The organism is Erythrobacter sp. WG (assembly GCF_026586795.1).
Taxonomy (GTDB): Bacteria; Pseudomonadota; Alphaproteobacteria; order Sphingomonadales; family Sphingomonadaceae; genus Erythrobacter.
Genome location: NZ_JAPFGY010000002.1, coordinates 84,584 through 106,288 on the forward strand (window position 1 = coordinate 84,584; position 21,705 = coordinate 106,288).

Below are 21,705 nucleotides of genomic sequence, written 5' to 3' on the forward strand. Positions count from 1 at the left end.
GCGGCGGGCCGTGCGGCGCGCGGCCTAGCCCTTGAACCCCTGAGCGATGACGTACCACTCCGACGAGCCCTTGCGGCTCGCCGGGGGCTTGGCGTGCTTGACGGTCGTGAAATGCTTCTTGAGCAGCGCGAGCAGATCGGCATCGGTCCCGCCCGCCAGCACCTTGGCGACGAAGGCCCCGCCCGGGGCGAGGTTTTCCGCCGCGAACCACGCCGCCGCCTCGACGAGGCCCATGGTGCGCAGGTGATCGGTCTGCTTGTGGCCGACGGTGTTGGCGGCCATGTCCGACAGCACGAGATCGGGCTTGCCGCCGAGTGCCTCGGCAAGGCGGGCAGGGGCCTCGTCAGCCATGAAGTCCATTTCGAAGATCGTCACACCCTCGAGCGGTTCGACCGGCAGGAGGTCGATGCCCACCACCTCGGCCTTGGGCCGCTTGGCCCGCACCACCTGCGACCACCCGCCCGGGGCGATGCCGAGATCGACCACGCGGCTCGCGTTCTTGAGCAGGCCGAAGCGCTCGTCGAGTTCGATCAGCTTGTAGGCCGCGCGGCTGCGGTAGCCATCGGCCTTGGCCTGCTTGACGTAGGGATCGTTGAGCTGCCGCTCGAGCCAGCGCACCTGGCTCGCGGTGCGCCCGCGTGCGGTCTTGACCCGCTTGCCGGTGTCCTTCGCGCCGCGCGTCATCGCCTCGTCGGCCCCGCGCCCTGGCCGCCGCGCTGGCGGGCGAGCGCCTTGAGGCTGCGTTCGGAGTGCTGCTCGGCCGCCATCAGGCTGCGCAGGATGCCCTCGCGGATGCCGCGATCGGCCACCCCGAGCCGCCGCGCCGGCCACAGGTCGAGGATCGCCTCGAGGATCGCGCAGCCCGCCACCACCAGATCCGCCCGGTCCTGTCCGATGCAGGGCAGCGTCGCGCGCTCGAACGGGGTCATGACGGACAGCCGCGCGCTGATGTCGCGCATTGCGGGCGCAGGGACGATCAGCCCGTCGACAGCCTTGCGGTCGTAGCTGGGCAGTTCGAGATACAGGCTGGCGAGGGTCGTCACCGTTCCGCTGGTGCCGAGCAGGCGGATATCGGGATGCTGCGCCGCCGCCGCGACGCGATTCGCGAAAGGCGCGAAGCTGTCGGCGACCATCTGACGCATCGCCGCGAAGCGGGCGATCCGCGCCGCCTCGCTGTCCTCGCCGCGCCCGACGGTGTCGGTGAGCGAGACGACGCCCCACGGCACGCTCTGCCAGTCGAGGATGCAGGGCACCCGCGCGCCGCCCTCGCGGCCCGCCTCGACCAGCACGAGCTCGGTCGATCCGCCGCCGATGTCGAAGATCACCGCCGGGCCATCCCCGGATTCGAGCAGGATGTGGCAGCCGAGCACCGCGAGGCGCGCTTCTTCCTCGGCGCTGATGATGTCGAGCGCGATGCCGGTCTCGCGCCGCACCCGCTCGATGAAGGCGGGGCCGTTCTCGGCGCGGCGACAGGCCTCGGTCGCCACCGAGCGGGCGAGGCGCACGTTGCGGCGCTGGAGCTTGTCGGCGCAGATGGCGAGCGCCGCGAGCGTGCGGTCCATCGCCGCCTCCGACAGGCGCCCGCTGGTGGCGAGCCCCTCGCCGAGCTTCACCACCCGGCTGAAGGCGTCGATCACCGTGAAGTCGCGGCCCGAGGGCCGGGCGATCAGCAGGCGGCAATTGTTGGTGCCGAGGTCGAGCGCCGCATAGGCTTCGCCTTGCGCCCTGAGCGCGCCGATGTCGGCGAGATCGGGTCGAGGCCGGGGGCCGCCGCCGGTGGCGGGGCTCGACTGACGGCGCTGTTCCCGGGGTGAATCCTTGGGACGACCGTCGCGGCCGCCGCTTCTCGGGTCTTGCTGAGGGGGGCGCTTGTAGCGGAAATCGGCTACCTTGCCGGACTTGCCGCCCCGATTATTCCCAGCACTTCTCTCTGTGTCCGGCGGTAAATGCTCCGCCATGTTCGCAACGCTTTCATCTCACCATGCGCCCGAGGCCCTCCCCCATGCGAATGGCACTTGACGCCAAGCTACTCCAAGCCTCGAGCCTGCGCAAGCAGGCGGGGGCACGTCAGCGCTTGACCTATCCGATGCACGAAACTAGGGAGCGCGCTCGCTGACGCCTCGGGACAGATTCTCGCAGCCCGGCCAATGCCCCGTCCTCTAATGGTAAGAGAGCGGACTCTGACTCCGTCAATCAAGGTTCGAATCCTTGCGGGGCATCCAGCTTTTCATCAGAAAATCAGTAAGTTAGCTCCACGAAAGCCCCCCGCGGGGCTTTTCTATCGCATCCCGCGCAATCCTGCGGATTCCCGTCGATTCCGGTGCTGTCTCGGCGACTCCATGCAACACAGATGCAACACGCCGGTGGACGGGCAATTGCGCAGAACATTGCCTGGTTGCCTCTATCCGGGTGCGAGTGGGTGACCCGTTCTTGGACTTCCACCCTCACAGCCGCACGCGCATGGGCGCGAAGCTTAACCCTAAGCGTCGATGGTGCGATCGATCAGCGCGAAGTTGCGATCAGTCGGCATGCAGAACTGGCAGTGCCCGTTGCTTGCGTCAGCCCAAGCCTCACCGATGCGACGCTTGCAGGTGGCACACTCTGGGCCAACCACATCCGAGTGGGCGAAGTTCTTACCGCTTGGTGTTCAACATCGTTGCGCTACCAGACCCACCAGCCGTCGTGTTCCTCGTCGCAATCCGCGACCCCGGCCTGGCCCGCCGCGAGCACCTCGTCGAGGTTCTTGCGCTCCGGCTCGGGGAGGGTGTCGGTCACGTCGGTGATCTTGAACGTGTGGACGCGGCTGGTGTCCGGCAGCCGCGTGTTGACCATGATCGCGAGGGCGACCGTGACGCTGGGTGCAGCCGCATAGATCGGCTTGCCGCGGTGGTCGTGCGATGCGAACAGGCGCAGCTTGTGGACAGGTGCGCTGTGAATCACCCATCCGATGTCGGTGAAGCTTACCAGGCCCGCCGGCGCGTTTTCGAGGATGTTGTCGAGTTCATCGCCGCCACCCCACTCCTCAGGCAGGGTATGATCAACCCGTTCGAGCGTGTAGAGCACGCCCTTCACGTCGAGCGCCTGAATGTGATCATCGATGACCATTGCCGCGTGCTCGTCGGTTGCCGCGACGACGTGGCGGCTACTTGTGCGGGATGTGATCCCTCATGACCACGCGGACATCTCGACCCTCTGCCAGCCACTTCGATAGGTCGTCCCACTGTGGCATGGGGTTGCCGTTCGGTTGCTTGCGCTTGGGGAAGTGTGTGAGGATTCGGTTGTGTTTGTGGCCCGGCTTCCCGAGGTAGACACCCGAGGTAGACTGATAGAGGCTCGATCGGCTCCCGAAGATTGCCGTGCCACACCCTCCCCTTAAAGGCCGCAACCCTCAGAAAACGGTAGATCTCGCAGTCCCGTCGGAGGCGCTTGGCTTCCCGGCTGCGCTTCACCCTGATTCCACTATTTCGATTGCCCGTTCATGGCCGCTAGGGGTCTCGCGACGGTGGTGCGAGAGCCGACCGCTTGAAGCGTTTGCCTGCTCGGGCGAGTTGCGCGACCGCGGATGGCTGCGGCAGGTTGCAGTGGCACCGACTCCGGGCGCCGCACCCCTAATGAGGAGAGACTAGCGCCTACCGCCGCATGCGCCCTGCGAGACAACGGTGCGAGACAATCAGCCCTGCGACACAGCTAACCGATTGAATAAGTGCAGTTGGTGAGCCCCTCGGTGCCCGTAGGTTACAGAGTCCGCCGTGCTTCTTGTCTCGCACTGCGAGACAAAGGTGAGAGACAAAGGGCTTCCAGATGGCGGATCATGTGCGGTCTATCCGCCGCCGCGAGAACGGCGTATACCCGGCAATGCGACGGTGTGCGTATGTGGGTCTGGTCCTGCCGCCTGCCCCTTGATGCGTGGGTAAAGCGATCGGCAGCCGCACTGGAACTGACTGCTATGTGGCTTCAGAGAATAAAGGCCGCCGTTCAGCAACCGACCCCAATCCGGCCAACACCTTCCGGCAATTGCCCCTACCATGATGCTTTTCCGTGTCGGGTACTGATCGGTCGAGGCGCGGCCATTTGATCGCTTCGCAACAGCCCATGCATCGACCGTAACGTGACATAAGGTCACTGCAACGCTATGGGCACCTCGAATGGCCCGCCTACGCGCCCTGATCCGTGACCATGCCCGGCTGACGCTGGTGCTGCTGGCGCTTGCGCTGGCGGTGAAGGCCGTGGTGCCGGCGGGGTTCATGCTTGCGGCGGGCGGTGACCGGTTTCTGACGGTGAGGATCTGCTCGGATGCGAGCGGTAGCCCCAAGCAGATGCAGATCGCCATTCCGGGCAAGCGGGATATGGGCGGCGATCATTCCGATGCCGCCTCCAAGGCAACGCATTGCGCATTCTCCGGCCTCGGCCATTCCGCGCTCGGCGGGGCCGATCCGTTGCTGCTGGCGGGCGCGATCGCCTTTATCCTGCTGATCGGGCTTGCCCCGCTCCCTGCGCTGCCCCGGCGCGATCTGCCCTTCCTGCGACCGCAATTGCGCGGGCCGCCCCTCTCCGTCTGACACGCTGAACCCCTTCGTGTCGGTAAGCCCGGCTCTGCGCCCTTAGAGGGGCGCGGCGGGCTGTCGGAGCTTCTTTCGATGTATGCCATTCATAGCTGCCTTGCCGGGCAGCCGGACGGGGGAATCCCCGCGCAGCGCGCCAGGCAAGGCGGGCTGATCCTGCACTTGCAGGAAAACCGCTCGCACCTCTCGCGGGACGCGCGCGTCACCTTCACCGTGCTGATCGCCGTGTTCATGGCGATGGCGATCCTGCCGGCGCTGCGCGGGCAATGGCTGGTGCCCGGCTTCGCGATCGGTTCGATGGCGCTGCTCGTCGGCGTGCTCGACTGGCATCGCCGCACCAGGCCCGCTGCCGAGTGGCTGGCGCTGGATCAGGGCCGGTTGCTGTGGCGCAGCCTTGCGCACGAGACGGTCGAATGGCCGATCTTCGGCACGCGCTTCGTCATCGACGATGCGGTGCCTGCCCGCCTGCGGCTGTTCCTCGAACACCGCGCCCGCCGGATCGAGATCGCGACCTGCCTGGGCCTCGAGGAGCGCCGCGCGGTCGCCGATCTCATCACCCGTGAACTTGCCGCCGCCCGCCAGGGTGCGGCTCCCCAGTCCTTCTGATCTCTCGGAGACCAAACGATGACCCGTCACCTCCTCGCCGTTGCCCTGCTGGGCAGTGCTGCCCTCCTCGCCAGCTGCAACGCTGCCCCCGAGGGCGATGCCCCCGCCGCCGCCGAAACCGCCGCCAGCATCATCGCCGTGGCCGAACCCTGGTCACGCGCAACCGCCGAAGGCCAGAACGCGGGCGGCGCCTTCATGACCATCGCCAACACCGGCACCGCCGCCGACCGCCTGACCGGCGGCAGCACGCCGGTGGCCGGGCGGGTCGAGATCCACACCATGACGATGGAGGGCGACGTGATGAAGATGCGCCAGCTCGCTGACGGTCTGGAAGTGCCCGCAGGGGGCGAAGTGACGCTCAAGCCGGGCAGCTTCCACGTCATGCTGATGGACCTCAAGCAGCCGCTGAAGGCGGGCGACAAGGTGCCCCTCACCCTGACCTTCGCGGGCGCGGGCGCTTTGGAAACCGAGCTGGAGGTTCGCCCTGCCGGCACAATGCCCGCGATGGATCACAGCACGCACGGGAAGGACAAGCCCCATGGCTGATCCCTTCCCCGAACTGGAGGAGGACATGTCGCCGCAGCGGCAGGCCGAGGGGCTCAAGACCCTGCGGCTCGCCCTGTGGGGCGTGGTGGTGCTGGTGGTGGGCATCGGCCTTGTCGCCATGTTCGCCCCGAACCGCACCCCGCCCGCGAGCGATCGGGCGGCCTATGCCGACCTGATCGGTGGCCCCTTCGCGCTGACCGCGCCGGATGGCTCGCGGGTGACCGACCAGACGCTCAAGGGCACGCCCTTCGCGATCTTCTTCGGCTTCACCCGCTGCCCCGATGTCTGCCCCACCACGCTGTCGCGCATGGCGCAGCTGAGGAAGCAGCTTGGGCCGGACGGGGACAAGTTCCGGATCGTCTTCGTCTCGGTCGATCCGGGCTATGACAGCCCCGAGGATATCGGCCGCTATGTCGAACTGTTCGGCACCCCGATCCTCGGCCTGACCGGTACCGACAAGGAGGTCGACGCCGCAGTCAAGGCCTACCGCGCCTTCTACCAGAAGGTGCCGACCAAGGGCGGCGATTACACCATCGACCACACCGCCAGCGTCTACCTGATGGACGCATCGGGCAAGCTCCAGTCGATCATCGCCTACGATGAAACCAACCCCAGCGCGCTTGCCAAGCTCAAGCGGCTGGTGGGCTGAAACCTCTCCCCATCAAGGACACGACGACAATGAACCGCATTTCCCTTGCCGCCCTGCTGGCGGCCACCGCGCTCGCCACGCCCGCCTTCGCGCAGGAGCAGGCCCCCGCGCCCGAACCCGAGACCGGCGGCTGGACCCCGGGCAACATCACCGTCACCGGTTCCCGTGGCAGCTACACCGTCGACGAGGCCAGCGTCACCCGCACCCCCGTCCCGCTGATCGAGGTGCCGCAATCGATCCAGGTCATCACCGCCGAGCTCATCAAGGACCAGGAACTGGTCACGCTCGACGAGGCCCTGCGCAACGTCTCGGGCGTGGTGCCCTCGCTCCCGTCCGAGATCGTGCTGGTCAACCCGATCGTGCGCGGGTTCGAGGCGGAGATCTTCACCGATGGCCTGATCGGCTATGGCGACACCGCGGTGATCGATCCGGGCAGCCTGTGGAATGTCGAGCGCATCGAAGTCGCCAAGGGGCCGACCTCCACGCTGTTCGGCGGCGGGATCGGCTCGCCGGTGGGCGGGCTGATCAATCTTGTGTCGAAGACCGCCAATGGCGAGACCTTCCTCGACGGGCGGGTGCGCGCGGGGAGTTTCGAGACCTACTCGATCGCGGCGGATGCCGGGGCGGCACTGACCGACAGTCTCTCCGCCCGCGTGGTTGCCGAATACCAGTCCTCCGAGGACAATATCGACGTGGTCGAGATCGACCGCCTGCTGATCGCGCCTTCGGTGCGCTTCGCGCCTTCGGAGAACACCGAAATCGTGGGCCGCTTCACCTATACCCGCATCGCGCAGCTCGAATATGCGGGGCTTCCGGCGATCTTCATGGACGACCCGCGCGTCGATCCCGAGCGCTTTACCGGCGCGACCAACGCCCCCGATACCGAGGTCGAGAACCTCACCGCCCAGATCGAATGGACCCAACGCCTTTCCGACGGTCTCACCTTCAATCTGCGCGGTCGCCGCTACGAGAACGACTTCCGCGAATTCGCCACCTCGCCCTTCCTCGCCTTCTTCCCCTGCGGGGCGGCCTCGGGGCTGAACGCCACCTCCTGCCCGCAGATCCGCGCGCAGCTGCCCGCCTCGATTGACGAATGGACGGTCGACGGCTCGCTGACGGCGGAGTTCACCACCGGCACCATCGAGCACGTCGTGCTCGGCGGGGTGCAGTGGGACCGGGCGGATTACGATGCGGCGATCGGGTTTGACCTCTTCAATGTCGAGGCCTTCGACTATGCCGATCCGGCGGCCGATTTCGACTTCTTCCCGATCCCGGCGCTCTCACAGTTCAACACCAACCGCTACGAGACGCTCGCGGCCTACGTGCAGGACCAGCTGACCATCGGCGAGCGGCTCCACGTGCTCGCCTCGCTGCGCTATTCGCGGCTCGGCCTGACTGAGTTCGTCGGCGGGGCAGGCAATGACGAGGTCTATCACGAATGGGACCCGCGCGTGGGCGTCACCTTCGACGTCACCGAGGGCGTCAGCCTGTTCGCGGGCTATGCCACCGGATCGCGCCTGTCGATCTTCTTCAACGGCACCACCAGCCCCGTGCCCGAGCGGTCGGAAAGCTGGGAGGGCGGAGTCAAGTTCGCGCTTGGCGACACCGGCCTGTCGGGAACCATCGCCGCCTTCCGGCTCGATCGCACCAACGTGCCGACGCCCGATCCCACCACCTTCTTCACCTCGATCCAGACCGGCGCCCAGCGCAGCGAGGGGATCGAGGCGGATGTCATCTACGAACCGAACCCCGCTTTCTCGCTGCTGGCGAGCTACGGCTACAGCGATGCGCGCGTCACCGCCGATACGGTGATCCCGGTCGGTAGCCGCCTTCCGCGCGTGCCCGATCATCGCGGGCGGATCGCGGCGCGCTACCGCTTCCTCGACGGGGGCATGAAGGGGCTGGAACTGGGTGCGGGGCTGACCGCCGCCAGCGACAGCGTGATCGCGCTGCCCAACGGCGCCGAGGTCGATGGCTATGTCGTCGCCGACGCGCAGGCGAGCTATGAGATCGGCGGCATCCGCATCGGCCTCAGGGTCGATAACCTGTTCGGCGCGGACTACTTCGTGCCCTATCAATACTTCGCGCAGGACGTGGTGCGCCCCGGCAACCCGCGCTCGGCCTTCGTCACACTCGGCTTCGGCTTCTGAGAGGAGACAGACCCATGACACTCGACAGACGCGCCCTCTTGGGCGGCATGACGGGGGCGGCGCTGCTCGCTCCCTGGCTCGCGCTCGAAAAGGCGATGGCGCAGAGCGCCGCCGGCCATGCAGGCCACAGCCCCGCCGCCGGTTCGCCGAGCCTTGAGGAACAGCAGGCGATGGCCGCGCATCAGCAGTCGATGCAGGACCTGTTCGGCGAGTACCTGTTCCGCAACGAACAGATCGCGATGCTGCTCTACCCCGGCTTCACCGCGCTCGATCTTGTGGGCCCGCACTACTTCTTCGCCTGCCTGTTCGGGGCGAAGGTGCATCTGGTGACGACCGGAGCCGATCTGGCACCGGTCGCCTCGGACCTCGGCCTTGCGATCTCGCCCACGGTGACGCTGGAGGACACCCCCGCCGATCTCGACGTGCTGTTCTTCCCCGGCGGCACCACGGGAACGATGGACGTGATGAAGTCGCAGCGCACCATTGCCTGGGTGAAAGACCGCGCCTCGCGCGCCAAGCACATCACCAGCGTGTGCACCGGCTCGATGATCCTCGGCAAGGCCGGACTGCTTAAGGGCAAGCGCGCGACCTCGCACTGGGCAACCTTCCCGGTGCTGGAGGATTTCGGCGCGATTCCCGTCAATGAGCGCGTGGTCAGGGACGGCAACATCCTGACCGGCGCAGGCGTTTCGGCGGGGCTCGATTTCGCCATTGCGCTGACCGAACAGCTGCGCGGCCGTGACTATGCCGAGGCGCTGGTGCTCCAGGCCGAATACGCGCCCGAGCCGCCGATTGTGGCCGGTTCGATGACCACCGCTTCGGCCCCGGTCGGCAACATGATGAGCCAGATGTTCGCCCCTGTCGCTGAGCAATTCCGGGATCTGGCAAAGACCTGAGTGGTCGGTCGAGCGGGCTGGGCTGCACAAGGCTGCCCAGCCTAATCGACTAGGCGGGAAGCCGCCATTCGCCAGTCCACCCACGACCGTCCATGAGCGGGGCCGATGCCGCATCCCGAAACCCGCTTGGCGATCCGGTCTACGACCTCCATCCTCACGGCGTAACGCGATAGCTGCCGTATGCGAGGGCCGTCGGTAACCCACTCGCCACGATCAGTTCCTATTCTGCTGCGAGCGCCTCGCGGGGCATTTCTGGCGCGAGCTGCTGATGCCGTGCTGGAAGGAGGCGGTGCTCCAACTCCGCAAGAAGGGGCCGACGCAGCTGCCTCTGGACCCGTGCATCCGAGACGACAAATCGGTGCCGAACCGCCTCGAACGCGACCCCGCGCCGCGGTTCTACCCGACCCTTGCGGGCGCCGACGCCTTTGACGCGCGCCTGCTTGCGCTGCTGTAGGCTCACGGCGTCGGTAGCGGTGGCAAACCTTGCTGGATGGGGGAAGACCCCGGACCCCGCCTGATTGCCGGCACCCGGGTGCGATGGGTCGGAAAAACCTCGGACTTCCATCCTCCAGGCGACGTATGCAAACGCAGCCGTATGGTCAACAAGGTCTGGGGAGGTTCCGCCGCCGTTTGTCTCCCAGGGTTCACGGCAGGTGCCACAACCCCGTGTCGATGCACCCACCACACCTCATCAGAACCGCGCCGAAATCCCAACATAGACCTGCACATCGGGCGTCGCCTGGTTAAGGCCGAAATTGCCGCCGACATCGAGCTGTAGCTCGTCGGACAGAAGGTAGCTCAGCGCCGCGTCGGCCGAATACTGTCGCACCGTCCCGGCCGGGTCCCAGTTCTGCGAGGTCCACAGTTCCACCGCCATCGTGGTGCGCGCGGCGATAGGATAGGCGAGGTTGACCACGCCCTGGAGCTCCAGATGGCGGTCCTCGGGCGCAATGGCATCGGCAAGCAGGTTGAGCTGCGGCACCAGCGTCAGCGTGGCCTTGCCGACCGGCACCTGCACCGGAACGATCAGGCCGCCTTCCCACTCGCCATTGCCGATGCCTATCTCGGCAGTGGGGGCCTTGACGAAGGGCAGCAGGGCGACCTGCACGCGGCTCTCGGCGCCGGTGAGGCGTTGCTTGAAGCGCACCGTCAGGTCGCCCACGCCGGTCTGGCTGACGGTCTCGCCGCCCGCGTGGGTGCGCACCTCGACCAGCGGCGCGATGTTCAGCTGGATGTCGCTGTTGGTGCCGAGGCCGTATTTCACGGTCGGGTTGGTATAGAGCAGCACGTCAGCGCGGGCGGGGCCGGTTGCGATCCGGCTCCAGCTGAACAGATCAGCTTCGACCTGCACCATGCCTTCGGGAACAGTGCAGACCGCGTTGCTTTTGGTCGGCCGGTCGGTGCAGATCGGGCCGGGGTCCAGAGCGACCGTTTCCTCGGCGACCGGCGCATCCGTTTCCTGAGCGGCGAGCGGCGCGCCAAGGCTTGCAAGCAGCGCCGTTGCAGCGAGCGGCAGGTTCGACAGATTCATCACGCAATTCCTCTTGAAGCGCGGCAATCGTTGCGCCGCCGATGCCGCGCCAATGGCGCCAGCCAATGTGAAATCGCGATGCGGAAACACCGTGCATCGCGTGAAATCTGCGTGAAGGCGTGACATTCCGGCCTGGGTTCGCGGGCTGATTTCACGCAGATTTAATGCGCAAGGCCGGTTTCCAGCGGCGAGATTTCACGTTGGTTGGCGGCATGGGGCCTCATCGTGTTTGCGCATTGGGAGTCCCCATGACCTTCGATCTCCTGCTGGCCGCGCTGGTCGCGCTCGGCCTGCTCGCCTATCTCACTTTCGTCCTGCTGCGCCCGGAGCGGTTCTGATGGCAAACTCCGGCATGTTCGACCGGGCGCTGATCGGCCCGGCCGCGCGCGATGCTTTCGTCAAGCTCGATCCGCGCACGCTGGCGCGCAACCCCGTGATGTTCGCCACCGCAGTGGTTGCGGCGGCGGCGACGCTGATCCTGTTCTACCACCTGTCGATGGGCACGGGCGACATCCTGTTCGAGGGGCAGCTGGTGGTCTGGCTGTGGGTGACGGTGCTGTTCGGCAATTTCGCCGAGGCGCTGGCCGAGGGGCGCGGCAAGGCGCAGGCCGCTTCGCTTCGGGCCACCAAGGACCAGCTCGTCGCGCACCGGATCGACAAGCGCGGCATCACCGAGGAGATCCCGGCAACCCAGCTGAAGCGCGGCGATGTCGTGATCGTGGTCGCCGGGCAGCAGATCCCGGCAGACGGTGAGGTCGTCGCAGGGGTCGCCTCGGTCAACGAGGCTGCGATCACCGGCGAGAGCGCGCCCGTGATCCGCGAGGCGGGCGGCGACCGTTCGGCGGTGACGGCGGGGACGACCGTCATCTCCGACCAGCTTCAGATCAGGGTCACTGCCGAGCCAGGCAGCGGGTTCCTCGACCGGATGATCGCGCTCGTGGAAGGCGCGAGCCGGCAGAAGACGCCGAACGAGATCGCGCTGACGATCCTGCTCACCGGCCTGACGCTCGTGTTTCTTATCGCGGTCGGCACGCTACCCGCTTTCGCTGCCTATGCTGGCGGGAGCATCGCCATTCCGGTGCTGATCGCGCTGTTCGTGGCGTTGATCCCGACCACCATTTCCGGGCTGCTCTCCGCCATCGGTATCGCCGGGATGGACCGGCTGATCCGCTTTAACGTGCTCGCCAAGTCGGGCCGTGCGGTGGAAGCGGCGGGGGACATCGGCACGCTGCTGCTCGACAAGACCGGGACGATCACCATCGGCGACCGGCAGGCGAGCGAGTTCGTGGCGCTGACCGGGGTGGCCGAGGCCGATCTGGTGGGCGCCGCCCGGCTCGCGAGCCTTGCCGACGAGACGCCGGAGGGACGCTCCATCGTGGTTCTGGCGGGTGCGGGCGAACCCCTCTCGGCAGATGCCCAGGTGGTGGGCTTTACCGCCCAGACCCGGGTGAGCGGCATCGACCTTGAGGGTCGCAGCATCCGCAAGGGTGCGGTCGATGCCGTTCTTCGCCTTGGGGACTACCCCGAAGCCGCCGTTACCGAACTGCGCCGCGTCACTAACCGGATCGCGCAGGCCGGCGGCACGCCGCTGGCGGTGGTCGAGAACGGGCGGCTGCTCGGCGCGGTCCACCTCAAGGACATCGTCAAGGCGGGCATTCGCGAACGCTTCGTCGAACTCCGGCGCATGGGCATCCGCACGGTGATGATCACCGGCGACAATCCGCTCACCGCCGCCGCTATCGCCGCCGAGGCAGGGGTAGACGACTTCCTCGCCGAGGCGACGCCCGAGGACAAGCTTGCCTACATCCGCAAGGAACAGGCCGAGGGCAAGCTGGTTGCCATGTGCGGCGACGGCACCAATGACGCGCCTGCACTCGCCCAGTCGGATGTCGGCGTCGCCATGAACACCGGCACCCAGGCCGCGCGCGAGGCCGGGAACATGGTCGATCTCGACAGCGACCCGACCAAGCTGATCGAGGTGGTCGGCATCGGCAAGCAGTTGCTGATGACGCGCGGCGCGCTCACCACTTTCTCGATCGCCAACGACGTCGCCAAGTATTTTGCGATCCTGCCGGCGATCTTCGTGGTGCTCTATCCGGGGCTCGGCGCGCTCAACGTCATGGGGCTGGCGAGCCCCAACAGTGCGATCCTATCGGCGATCATCTTCAATGCGATCATCATCCCCCTGCTGGTGCCGCTGGCACTGAAGGGTGTCGCCTACCGCCCCATGCCCGCGGCGAGCCAGCTCCTGCGCAACCTTGCGATCTACGGCGGCGGCGGCGTGATCGCGCCGTTCGTCGGCATCAAGCTCATTGACCTCGCTGTCGCCGGCCTCGGCCTCGCCTGAGCCGCAAAGGAATCTGACATGCTTGCAAGCATCCTCACCATCATCCTCGTCGTCGGCGGCACGGCGCTCCTGTCGTGGCCGCTCGGCAAATACATGGCCGCGCTGTTCTCGGGCCGCTTCGCCGCTGCCGATCGGCTATTCACTGCCGCCACGGGAGGCGCGGGAGAGCAGGACTGGAAGACCTATTCGCTCAGCCTCATCGCCTTCAACGTGGTGATGTTCGGCTTCGTCTTCCTGCTGCTCGCCACCCAGCATCTCCTGCCCTTCAACCCCGACGGTCAGGGTGCGGCCAGCATCGACCTCGTGTTCAACACCGCTGCCTCCTTCACGACCAACACCAACCTCCAGCACTATTCGGGCGAGAGCACCTGGAGCTACCTCGCGCAGTTGGGCGGGCTGATGTGGCTGCAATTCGTCTCGGCCGCGACCGGCATCGCGGCGCTTGCTGCCCTGGCGCGGGGTATCGGGGGGCAGTCCAGCATGGGCAACTTCTTCCTCGACGTGCAGCGCGCCTCCTTCTGCGTGCTGTTGCCGCTGGCGATTGTCGTGGGCGTCTGGCTGGCGCTTGCGGGTGTGCCGATGACCCTCGACGGGGCGGCCAGCGTCACCACGCTGGAAGGCGCCACGCAAACCATCGCGCGCGGGCCGGTGGCGGCTTTCGTCGCCATAAAGCAGCTTGGCACCAACGGCGGGGGCTTCTTCGGGCCGAACTCGACCCACCCGCTCGAAAACCCGAGCTTCTGGTCGAACCTCGCCGAAATGGTCTCGCTCATCCTCATCCCCATGGCCTGCGTCTGGATGTTCGGGCGCATCATCGGCCGCCCCAAGCACGCAGCGGTCATCTTCGGCGTGATGGCCGCGCTGCTCGTGATCAAGCTCACCGCCGCCGCCACCTTCGAGAGCGCGCCGACGATGGCCTTCGCCGACCTTCCGGTGCAGCAGGACATCGGCAACCTGGAAGGCAAGGAACTGCGCCTCGGAGCGATTACCGGGCCGCTCTGGGCGGTCCTCACCACCGCGACGAGCAACGGCTCGGTCGGGGCGATGCACGACAGCCTCAACCCGCTCACCGGGCTCGTGCCGATGGCGGGGATGTGGCTCAACGAGACCTTCGGCGGGGTCGGCGTCGGCATGATCAACATGTTCCTCTACATCGCGCTCGCGGTGTTCGTGGCGGGCATGATGGTAGGGCACACGCCCGAATATCTCGGTCACCGCATCGAAGGCCGCGAGATGCGGCTGGTCGTGCTGGCCCTCATCAGCCATCCCTTGCTGATCCTCGGCGGCACCGCCCTGTTCGCCGCGACCCCCTGGGGCCTCGACACCCTCAACAACACCGGCGCGCACGGGTTTTCCGAGATCCTCTACGAACTCAGCTCGTCCGCGGCCAACAACGGCTCGGGTTTCGAGGGACTGGGGGACAACACCCCCGCGTGGAACATCGCCACCGGCCTTGTCATGCTGATCGCGCGCTTCCTGCCGATCATCGTGCCGCTCGCCATCGTCGGCTCGCTGATGGCCAAGCGCCGCAGCGCCGAGAGCGCGGGCACATTGAGTGTCGAAGGGCCGACCTTCGGAGTGATGCTCTTCGTCGTGATCGTGATCTTCGGCGCGCTCACCTTCTTCCCCGCTGCCGCGCTCGGCCCGATCGCCGAGCATGTCACCCTGATGCGCTGAGGAGCTAATCCCGATGCAATACATCTTTCCCGCGATCCGGCTGTGGCTGGTCACCTTCCTCGTCTGCGTGGTGCTCTACACCGGGCTGATCCTCGGCTTTGCGCAAGTCGCCGCCCCCTTTGGTGCCAATGGCTCGATCATCGCGGTCGGCGGCAAGGCGGTGGGCAGCGAGCTCGTCGCGCAGAAATTCACCAGCCCGCGCTATGTCTGGCCGCGTCCGTCGGCCGTCGATTACAACGCAATGGGTGCGGCGGGGAGCAACAAGTCTCCGACCAGCCCCGATCTGACCAAGCGCGCCGAGGAGACGATCACCGCCTATGGTGCAACGCGGGACAGGCCGCTTCCTGCGGATCTCGTGGCGGCCTCGGGTGGCGGGCTCGATCCGCACATCAGTCTCGCCGGTGCGCTCTACCAGGCCGAACGGGTTGCCCAGGCGCGGGGCCTGTCGCGCGGCGAGGTGGAGCGGCTGATCGAAGCCGAGGCGACCAGCGTCGGCGGGCCGCTTGCCCCCGAACGGATCGTCAACGTGCTCCAGCTCAATCTGGCGCTCGACCGGCAGGAGCGGTAGTCCAGCCCCATGAACACCAGCCGCCCTGCCAACGACGCCGAGCGCTTCCTCCGGCTCGCGCAACGCGGGGAGCGCGGGCGGCTGACAGTCTACCTCGGCATGGCGCCGGGGGTCGGCAAGACCTACCGGATGCTCCAGGAAGCGGCGCGCAAGCGGGCCGAAGGCAAAGACGTAGTGGTCGGCATCGCCGAGACCCATGGCCGCAGCGAAACCGCGACGCTGCTCGAACCCCTCGCGGTGCTGCCCCGCAAAAGCATCCGTTATGAGGGGCACACCCTCGAAGAGTTCGACATCGACGCCGCGCTCGAACGGCGCCCTGACCTCATCCTTGTTGACGAGCTCGCCCACTCCAATGCGCCGGGAAGTCGCCACCCCAAGAGATGGCAGGATGTCGCCGAACTGCTGGTCGCCGGGATCGACGTGGCCACCACGCTCAACATCCAGCACATCGAAAGCCTCAATGACGTCGTCGCTGGTTTCACCCATGTGCGGGTGCGCGAGACGGTGCCGGATTCGATCCTCGCCTCGGCCGAGATCATTCTGGTCGATCTTCCTCCCGAGGCGCTGATCGAGCGGCTGACGGCGGGCAAGGTCTACCTGCCCGAGACCGCGGGCCGCGCGCTCGCCAACTTCTTCACCCTGCCCAAGCTCGCCGCCCTGCGCGAACTGGCGCTGCGCTTCGCCGCCGGATCGGTCGACCGCCGACTGCTTGACGAACTCGCCCTCACCGGCGCCGAGGGCGATTTCACGGTGGGCGAGCGGCTGCTGGTGGCGATCAGCGCAGGGAAAGGCGGCGCGCAGGTGGTGCGCCATGCCAAGCGTCTCGCCGACCTCGCCCACGCGCCGTGGACCGCGGTGGTGGTCGAAAGCGGGGGTGCGCGCAGCATCGCCGGGCAGCAGCGCGAGCAGCTGGCCGAGAACCTTGCGCTTGCCTCTTCGCTCGGTGCCTCGCTGCTAACCGTGGCCGCAACCGATGTCGCGCAGGCGCTGGTGGATGAAGCACGGAACTTGCGGGCGAGCCAGATCGTGATCGGCAAGAGCCGCCGCAGCCGCTGGTTCGAATGGCGCCACGGTTCGGTCGCGCAGGACGTGATCCGCAAGGCGCGCGGCGTGGCGGTGCATGTCGTTCCGCTGGACGAGGCCGACGAGAAGCCTGCGCAGGACCGCGATGCCAATCCATGGCAGGCGCCCCTGCTGGCGCTGGTGCCGGTCGCCATCGCCGTCGCTGTGCTCTTCGCCGCCGAGGGTCTGGTGCCCCCGGCCGTTATCGACATGGCGCTACTGGTGCCGGTGATTGCTGCCGCTGTCCTGTTGCGGACGTCGGCGGGCCTCTGGGCGGCTCTTTGGGCGGCTCTCGCCTACAATTACTTCTTCACCACACCGCGTTTCACCCTTCTCATCAGCGATAGCGCTAACGTCGTCACCTTCGTCGTGCTGGCGCTCGTTGCAATGATTATTGGCGCGCTGGCCAGCCGGGTCAGGCGGCAAGCGGAAACCAGTGCCGGGGTGGCCCGCCTCAACGCCTCACTGGCCCGATATGCGGGGCTGCTCGGCGGTATCTCGGACCGGGACGAAACCGCCCGCGTCGCCTGCCGCGAGATCGGCGCACTGCTCGATGTCGAAGCGGTGATCGTCGCGCGGGAGGGTGAACGGCTGGTGTTGCGTGGCAACGAAGGCTACACCGCTCTCGATACGGTGGATGAAGCCGCTGCTCGCTGGACCTTGGAGCAAGCTGTTCCTACCGGACGCGACACTGGCACGCTCAATGCGTCCGACTGGCAATTCCATCCCTTGAAGACCTCCCTAGGCTTGATGGGCGCACTGGGTCTCGCCCGCCGCGAACAAGGCCGGGTGATCCGCGCCGACGATGCGACCCTCCTCGCCTCGCTGCTCGACCAGACGGCGCTCGCCCACGAGCGGCTGGTGCTCGAGGAGGAGGCGCGGCAGGTCGGCACGCTGCGCGAGCGCGACCGGCTGCGGGGGGCCTTGCTCGGCAGCATCGCGCACGATCTGAAGACCCCGCTCACCGCAGTCATCGCCGCCGCCGAGGCCATCCCCGACAAGGGTATCTACGCTGAGGAGGTCCGCATCGCCCGCAGCGAGGCGCGCCGCCTCCAGCGCTTCCTCGGCGACCTGCTCGAAGCCTCACGGATCGAGGATGGAGGGATCGAGCCGCGACCGGAAACTGTCGATCTCACCGACATCGTTGCTGCCGTTCTGCGTGACCTGCGCCAGAGCGAGAGCGGCGGGAGGGTTGTCACCCGCGTCGATCCCGCTTGTCCGCTGATCTCCACCGACCCAGTGTTGCTGCGCCATGCGCTGATTAATCTGCTCGACAATGCGCTCAAATTCTCGCCGGAGGAGCGCCCGATCGAAGTGGCTCTCGAATGCGACGATACGTCGGCGATTTGCCGCGTGCTTGATCGGGGGCCGGGTCTTCCCGCCGACCATGAGGCGCTGTTCGACCGCTTCGAGCGGCTCGAAGGCAGCGACCGCGTTGGCGGATCGGGTCTGGGGCTGTGGATCGCGAGGAACTTTGTCGAGGCGCTCGGCGGCACGATTGCAGCGAGCAACCGTGCGGGTGGCGGCGCGGAGTTCGCCATTGCCCTGCCGCTCGATCCCGGGGCAGAGAGCGAGGTTCATGCGTAAGGACGTCCTCATCGTCGATGACGAACCGGCCATCCGCCGCCTGCTGGTCGGCGCGCTCGACCGCGCGGCGATCACCCATACCGAAGCTGGGACCGCCGCCGAAGCCCTGCGTCTGGCGCAGGCAACACCGGCGCCGCTGGTCGCGCTGCTCGATCTCGGCCTGCCCGATCGCGACGGGCTGGAGGTGGTGCCCCAACTCGCCGCGCTCGGCCTCTCGGTGATCGTGCTCACGGCTCGCGATGCCACGCAAGAAAAGGTTGTCGCGCTCGACCTCGGTGCCGACGATTTCGTTACCAAGCCCTTCGACAGCGAGGAGCTTCTTGCCCGGATCCGCTCCGCGCTCCGGCGCAAGGCCGGGCCGCTCGCCAACAGCGCGCGCCGGGACTTCGCGGATGGGCACATCGACCGCGAGACCCACACCGTGACGGTGCGCGAGTGCGCCGTGGAGCTTACCCCCCGCGAGTTCGATCTGCTCTGGACGCTCGCCGACAAGCCAGGCCGCGTCGTGACCCACGAGCGGCTGCTGGAGACAGTCTGGGGACCAGCCCACCGCCACGACCTCAATTATCTGCGCGTTGCCGTGCGCGCGCTCAGGCGCAAGCTGGAGGTCGATCCTGGCAGACCCCGACTCATCGTCAACGAGCCGGGGGTAGGCTACCGCATCGCCGGGGCATGACCTACCAGACGAACCACCGCTCCAGTTCCTCGTCGAAATCGACGATGCCGATCTGCTCGCCCTCCAGCAGCCGCTTGATCTCCGGCGAGCGCTCGTCGGCCTGCTCCGTGCTCACCTCATCGATATACCACTGGTGGCTCGCTTGGAGCGCCGCGAACTGGGTGGTGTTGTAGATCGCCTTGGCGACGTCCTCGTTAGGAGCGGCCGCGAGGATCTCCATGCCGCGGTAGTCGAGCGAGCGGTAAAGCCGCAGGCGATGGACGGGGGCGACGTGGGCAAGCCAGCCTGCGATCGGGTGGTAGCTCGCCATGCAGGTCGGCGCGGACCCGAGCATCGCCGCGAGGCCATGGCGGAGTGGATCATGGCGCGTTCAGCGTCATCGCGATACAGCACTTCGAGCATCGCGTCTTTGCGCTCCAGGAGCACATTGCGCTGGCGTTTCTGGGCATTCCGCCGTGGCCTTCGTCGCCGTGGACCCTTGTGGTCACGAAGCCTGCTTGCGGAGATCTTACGCGCCGACATGGCGTTCTATTCGTGCATCTGGCGACGGGTTTTTGCGAGGCACCTGTCACGCCGCCTCCTGCGCGATGAATGCGCGATCCAGTTCGGATCTGCGGAAGTAGAGGCGGCGTCCCTTTCGGATGACCGGAAAGCGGCCCTGATCGACGAGCCGATATCCGACCGCATCCGCAATTCGTTCTCCCTGATCGCGCTCCGCTACAGTGTCACTCCGTCGCAGGTAGTGCAGATCGCGCCATTCCTCTTCATGTGGGCCGCGGAAACAAGTCTCCAGCAGAGGCGTGATCGGATGCGGGGGTTTCGCGACGCCGAGACAAAGATGCGTGACGCCCTTCCGTCTTACCTCGACGACGCGCAACGCATCGATGACGAACTCCTGCTTCTCGAAGAGCGCTCCATTCGGCGGTGCGACATCTTCGGCCTGGAGTTGGAAGGTGCGACCCGCGAATTTCTCGATCCCGACTACGGATGGCGGGTGCCTCTTTCAGACGCGCTGGCCAGCCTCATCCCTCAGATGCCCGACGACGTGACTTTCGAGACTTGGTGGCTGGACTTCGAGCCCCACTACGAGATTTGCCGGTCCGACGCGATCGAGTGGCTCGACGGTGACGCTGAGGCAGCCGAGCACATCCTCTCAGGCCGTCTTCCGTTCCGCGACATCCCCGCCAACCTGCTCAAGGGGACCGGCTCCGAACGGGCCGGGTGGATCAGGGAGGAGGGCAATCGTCGCAAAGGGGAAAGTGACGCATTCTTCGACGAGCTTAGTCGCGAGATCGAGGACACGCTGGCGGCGACCGAAGACGAGGGGGCAGGTGCATGAGCTTGGCAGTCACCAAACATGCGGTCGAGCGGTTCGCGCAGCGTGGTTTCAAGCTCGACGACACCGAGATCATCATGCAGCTCGGGACGGAGGTCGAAGATGGCTACCTTGTCTGCGACCAAGAGTGCCGAAGGGTGGAGGAACAGCTGCGCACGATGCTGCGGCGCCTTGATCGTCTGCGGGGGGCGCGGCTTGTCGTGGAAGGCTCGACTGTCGTCACTGTCTAGCGTGCCGGGAAGCGGAAGGCGCTGTTGAAGGCCATGCGATGATGATTGGCGGGAGGGCCGATGAGGGCTACAGCTCGGTCCCCCGCATTTCATTGCAACACGGCTGCAACACAACCGAGAAAAACTTAACGTCTTCAATACTGCTTCGCGGGCTCTGGGTCCGTCAATCAAGGTTCGAATCCTTGCGGGGCATCCAGCCACCACCACCACCAGCGCTCCCTCTCCCCGCCCGCCCGCGATGTTTCACGTGAAACACGCCCGCAAGCCTCGGCTATTGCGGGGCTAGCGGGGGTCTGGCAGGGGGCTGGGCATGACCGACAACGACCTGACCGACCGCAAGTTCTACCGTGCCGGCGAGGAAACCCGCTTCGCCGAGGGCGGCCCCGAGCGCACCCCGCAGCAGGCGCATCCCGCCTACAAGCTCGCCTTCCGCGACACCGATTTCCTGCTGCGCGACGAACTGCGCCCGGTGCGCTTCCAGCTCGAGCTGCTGAAACCCGAGATGCTGCTCGACGAGGCGCGCGTCGGCTCGACCCTCGTCATGTACGGCTCGGCCCGCATCCCCTCGCCCGCCCAGGCCGAGGCACGGCTGGCGGCAGCCAGGGACGGCGACGACTACGACAGGAAGGTGGCCGAGCGTCTCGCCGAAAAGGCGAAATATTACGAGGAAGCCTACCGCCTCGCCCGGCTGGTCAGCGAGAAGGGCATCATCGAGAATGGGCTGAGGCAGTTCGTCGTCACCACCGGCGGCGGCCCGTCGATCATGGAGGCGGGCAATCGCGGCGCGTCGGACGCAGGCTCCGAATCGATCGGGCTCAACATCGTCCTGCCCCACGAACAGGCGCCCAATCCCTATGTGACGCCCTACCTCAGCTTCCAGTTCCACTATTTCGCGCTGCGCAAGATGCACTTCCTGCTGCGCGCCCGCGCGGTGGCGGTCTTCCCCGGCGGCTTCGGCACCTTCGACGAGTTCTTCGAGCTTATCACCCTCGTCCAGACCGGCAAGATGAAGCCGATGCCGATCATCCTGTTCGGCAAGGAGTTCTGGGAGCGCGTCGTCAACTTCGAGGCGCTCGCCGAGGAGGGTGTGATCTCGAAGGGCGACCTTGACCTCATCACCTGGTGCGAAACCGCCGAGGAAGCGTGGAAGTGCATCAGCGACTTCTACGAGATCAAGGATCCGACGGCGGATTGAGGACTACCCCCATGGTCCGCTCGCCCTGAGCTTGTCGAAGGGCTGTCTTGCCCTGCTACCCTCACGCCAGGCTCAAGTGAAAGACGG

The 21,705-nt window shown here is 66.7% G+C and carries 21 protein-coding genes and 1 tRNA gene; 17 read left to right on the forward strand and 5 right to left on the reverse strand.

The genetic code is table 11. The features are described from left to right. Window positions 1-24 precede the first annotated feature (24 nt). Window positions 25-684: an RlmE family RNA methyltransferase gene (locus OPU67_RS01530; RefSeq protein WP_267617029.1), complete on the reverse strand. Its 660-nt coding sequence runs from the start codon at window positions 682-684 to the stop codon at window positions 25-27. Continuing rightward, on the reverse strand, window positions 681-1,958 hold the full coding sequence (locus OPU67_RS01535) for a Ppx/GppA phosphatase family protein (RefSeq protein ID WP_267617031.1): 1,278 nt from the start codon (window positions 1,956-1,958) through the stop codon (window positions 681-683). Before OPU67_RS01535 ends, OPU67_RS01530 begins: the two co-directional genes overlap by 4 nt. A 190-nt stretch (window positions 1,959-2,148) precedes the next feature. Here OPU67_RS01535 and OPU67_RS01540 point away from each other — a divergent pair. Continuing rightward, window positions 2,149-2,222 (forward strand) — tRNA-Gln (locus OPU67_RS01540). A gap of 439 nt (window positions 2,223-2,661) precedes the next feature. Here the strand turns inward: OPU67_RS01540 and OPU67_RS01545 are convergent. Further along, window positions 2,662-3,105, reverse strand: a complete 444-nt coding sequence (locus OPU67_RS01545; protein ID WP_267617032.1) for a hypothetical protein — start codon at window positions 3,103-3,105, stop codon at window positions 2,662-2,664. 1,040 nt (window positions 3,106-4,145) lie between these two features. On the opposite strand from OPU67_RS01545, the gene OPU67_RS01550 reads away from it, so the two are divergent. From OPU67_RS01550 to OPU67_RS01580, 7 genes are all read left to right on the forward strand, one after another. Continuing rightward, the gene (locus tag OPU67_RS01550) at window positions 4,146-4,559 is read left to right on the forward strand and encodes a DUF2946 family protein (protein ID WP_267617034.1); all 414 of its coding nucleotides are present in this window, start codon (window positions 4,146-4,148) and stop codon (window positions 4,557-4,559) included. Between the two features lie 78 nt (window positions 4,560-4,637). Beyond that, a complete protein-coding gene (locus tag OPU67_RS01555) occupies window positions 4,638-5,168 on the forward strand; it encodes a DUF2244 domain-containing protein (RefSeq protein WP_267617035.1) in 531 nt (176 codons plus the stop codon). A gap of 18 nt (window positions 5,169-5,186) precedes the next feature. Then, entirely contained in the window at window positions 5,187-5,714 is a 528-nt protein-coding gene (locus OPU67_RS01560) for a copper chaperone PCu(A)C (RefSeq protein WP_267617036.1), read from the forward strand. Next, window positions 5,707-6,363, forward strand: coding sequence for an SCO family protein (locus OPU67_RS01565; protein ID WP_267617038.1), 657 nt, complete (start codon window positions 5,707-5,709; stop codon window positions 6,361-6,363). The genes OPU67_RS01560 and OPU67_RS01565 overlap by 8 nt, the downstream gene beginning before the upstream one ends. Before the next feature lie 29 nt (window positions 6,364-6,392). Further along, window positions 6,393-8,513 (forward strand): TonB-dependent siderophore receptor, encoded by a 2,121-nt coding sequence (locus OPU67_RS01570; RefSeq protein ID WP_267617039.1) that lies wholly within the window; start codon window positions 6,393-6,395, stop codon window positions 8,511-8,513. A gap of 14 nt (window positions 8,514-8,527) precedes the next feature. Beyond that, the gene (locus OPU67_RS01575) at window positions 8,528-9,409 is read left to right on the forward strand and encodes a DJ-1/PfpI family protein (RefSeq protein ID WP_267617040.1); all 882 of its coding nucleotides are present in this window, start codon (window positions 8,528-8,530) and stop codon (window positions 9,407-9,409) included. A 289-nt stretch (window positions 9,410-9,698) separates the two neighbouring features. Then, on the forward strand, window positions 9,699-9,863 hold the full coding sequence (locus OPU67_RS01580) for a hypothetical protein (protein ID WP_267617041.1): 165 nt from the start codon (window positions 9,699-9,701) through the stop codon (window positions 9,861-9,863). A gap of 237 nt (window positions 9,864-10,100) precedes the next feature. On the opposite strand, the gene OPU67_RS01585 is transcribed toward OPU67_RS01580, so the two are convergent. Further along, window positions 10,101-10,940, reverse strand: coding sequence for a transporter (locus OPU67_RS01585; RefSeq protein ID WP_267617042.1), 840 nt, complete (start codon window positions 10,938-10,940; stop codon window positions 10,101-10,103). Window positions 10,941-11,188: 248 nt separating this feature from the next. Between OPU67_RS01585 and kdpF the strand changes: the two genes are divergently transcribed. Genes kdpF through OPU67_RS01615 form a run of 6 tightly spaced genes read left to right on the forward strand, consistent with a single transcriptional unit; the run spans window position 11,189 to window position 18,857 of the window. Beyond that, the gene (gene kdpF, locus OPU67_RS01590; RefSeq protein WP_267617043.1) at window positions 11,189-11,278 is read left to right on the forward strand and encodes a K(+)-transporting ATPase subunit F; all 90 of its coding nucleotides are present in this window, start codon (window positions 11,189-11,191) and stop codon (window positions 11,276-11,278) included. Continuing rightward, window positions 11,278-13,287, forward strand: a complete 2,010-nt coding sequence (gene kdpB / locus OPU67_RS01595) for a potassium-transporting ATPase subunit KdpB (protein ID WP_267617044.1) — start codon at window positions 11,278-11,280, stop codon at window positions 13,285-13,287. The genes kdpF and kdpB overlap by 1 nt, the downstream gene beginning before the upstream one ends. An 18-nt stretch (window positions 13,288-13,305) precedes the next feature. Further along, the gene (kdpA, locus tag OPU67_RS01600) at window positions 13,306-14,964 is read left to right on the forward strand and encodes a potassium-transporting ATPase subunit KdpA (RefSeq protein ID WP_267617046.1); all 1,659 of its coding nucleotides are present in this window, start codon (window positions 13,306-13,308) and stop codon (window positions 14,962-14,964) included. Between the two features lie 13 nt (window positions 14,965-14,977). Continuing rightward, window positions 14,978-15,532 carry a potassium-transporting ATPase subunit C gene (locus tag OPU67_RS01605; protein WP_267617047.1) on the forward strand — a complete coding sequence of 185 codons (555 nt, stop codon included), beginning with the start codon at window positions 14,978-14,980 and terminating at the stop codon, window positions 15,530-15,532. Window positions 15,533-15,541: 9 nt separating this feature from the next. Further along, on the forward strand, window positions 15,542-18,181 hold the full coding sequence (locus OPU67_RS01610; RefSeq protein WP_267617049.1) for a sensor histidine kinase: 2,640 nt from the start codon (window positions 15,542-15,544) through the stop codon (window positions 18,179-18,181). Next, on the forward strand, window positions 18,174-18,857 hold the full coding sequence (locus OPU67_RS01615; protein ID WP_267617050.1) for a response regulator transcription factor: 684 nt from the start codon (window positions 18,174-18,176) through the stop codon (window positions 18,855-18,857). The genes OPU67_RS01610 and OPU67_RS01615 overlap by 8 nt, the downstream gene beginning before the upstream one ends. Window position 18,858: 1 nt before the next feature. Here the strand turns inward: OPU67_RS01615 and OPU67_RS01620 are convergent, their stop codons facing one another. Continuing rightward, window positions 18,859-19,167 (reverse strand): hypothetical protein, encoded by a 309-nt coding sequence (locus OPU67_RS01620; protein WP_267617052.1) that lies wholly within the window; start codon window positions 19,165-19,167, stop codon window positions 18,859-18,861. 210 nt (window positions 19,168-19,377) lie between these two features. Here OPU67_RS01620 and OPU67_RS01625 point away from each other — a divergent pair, with 210 nt between their 5' ends. From OPU67_RS01625 to OPU67_RS01635, 3 genes are all read left to right on the forward strand, one after another. Continuing rightward, window positions 19,378-20,196 carry a hypothetical protein gene (locus tag OPU67_RS01625; protein ID WP_267617053.1) on the forward strand — a complete coding sequence of 273 codons (819 nt, stop codon included), beginning with the start codon at window positions 19,378-19,380 and terminating at the stop codon, window positions 20,194-20,196. A gap of 2 nt (window positions 20,197-20,198) precedes the next feature. Next, window positions 20,199-20,423, forward strand: a complete 225-nt coding sequence (locus OPU67_RS01630) for a hypothetical protein (protein WP_267617055.1) — start codon at window positions 20,199-20,201, stop codon at window positions 20,421-20,423. A gap of 310 nt (window positions 20,424-20,733) precedes the next feature. Continuing rightward, complete coding sequence (locus tag OPU67_RS01635; RefSeq protein WP_267617056.1) at window positions 20,734-21,618, forward strand: LOG family protein; 885 nt, start codon at window positions 20,734-20,736, stop codon at window positions 21,616-21,618. Window positions 21,619-21,705 lie beyond the last annotated feature (87 nt).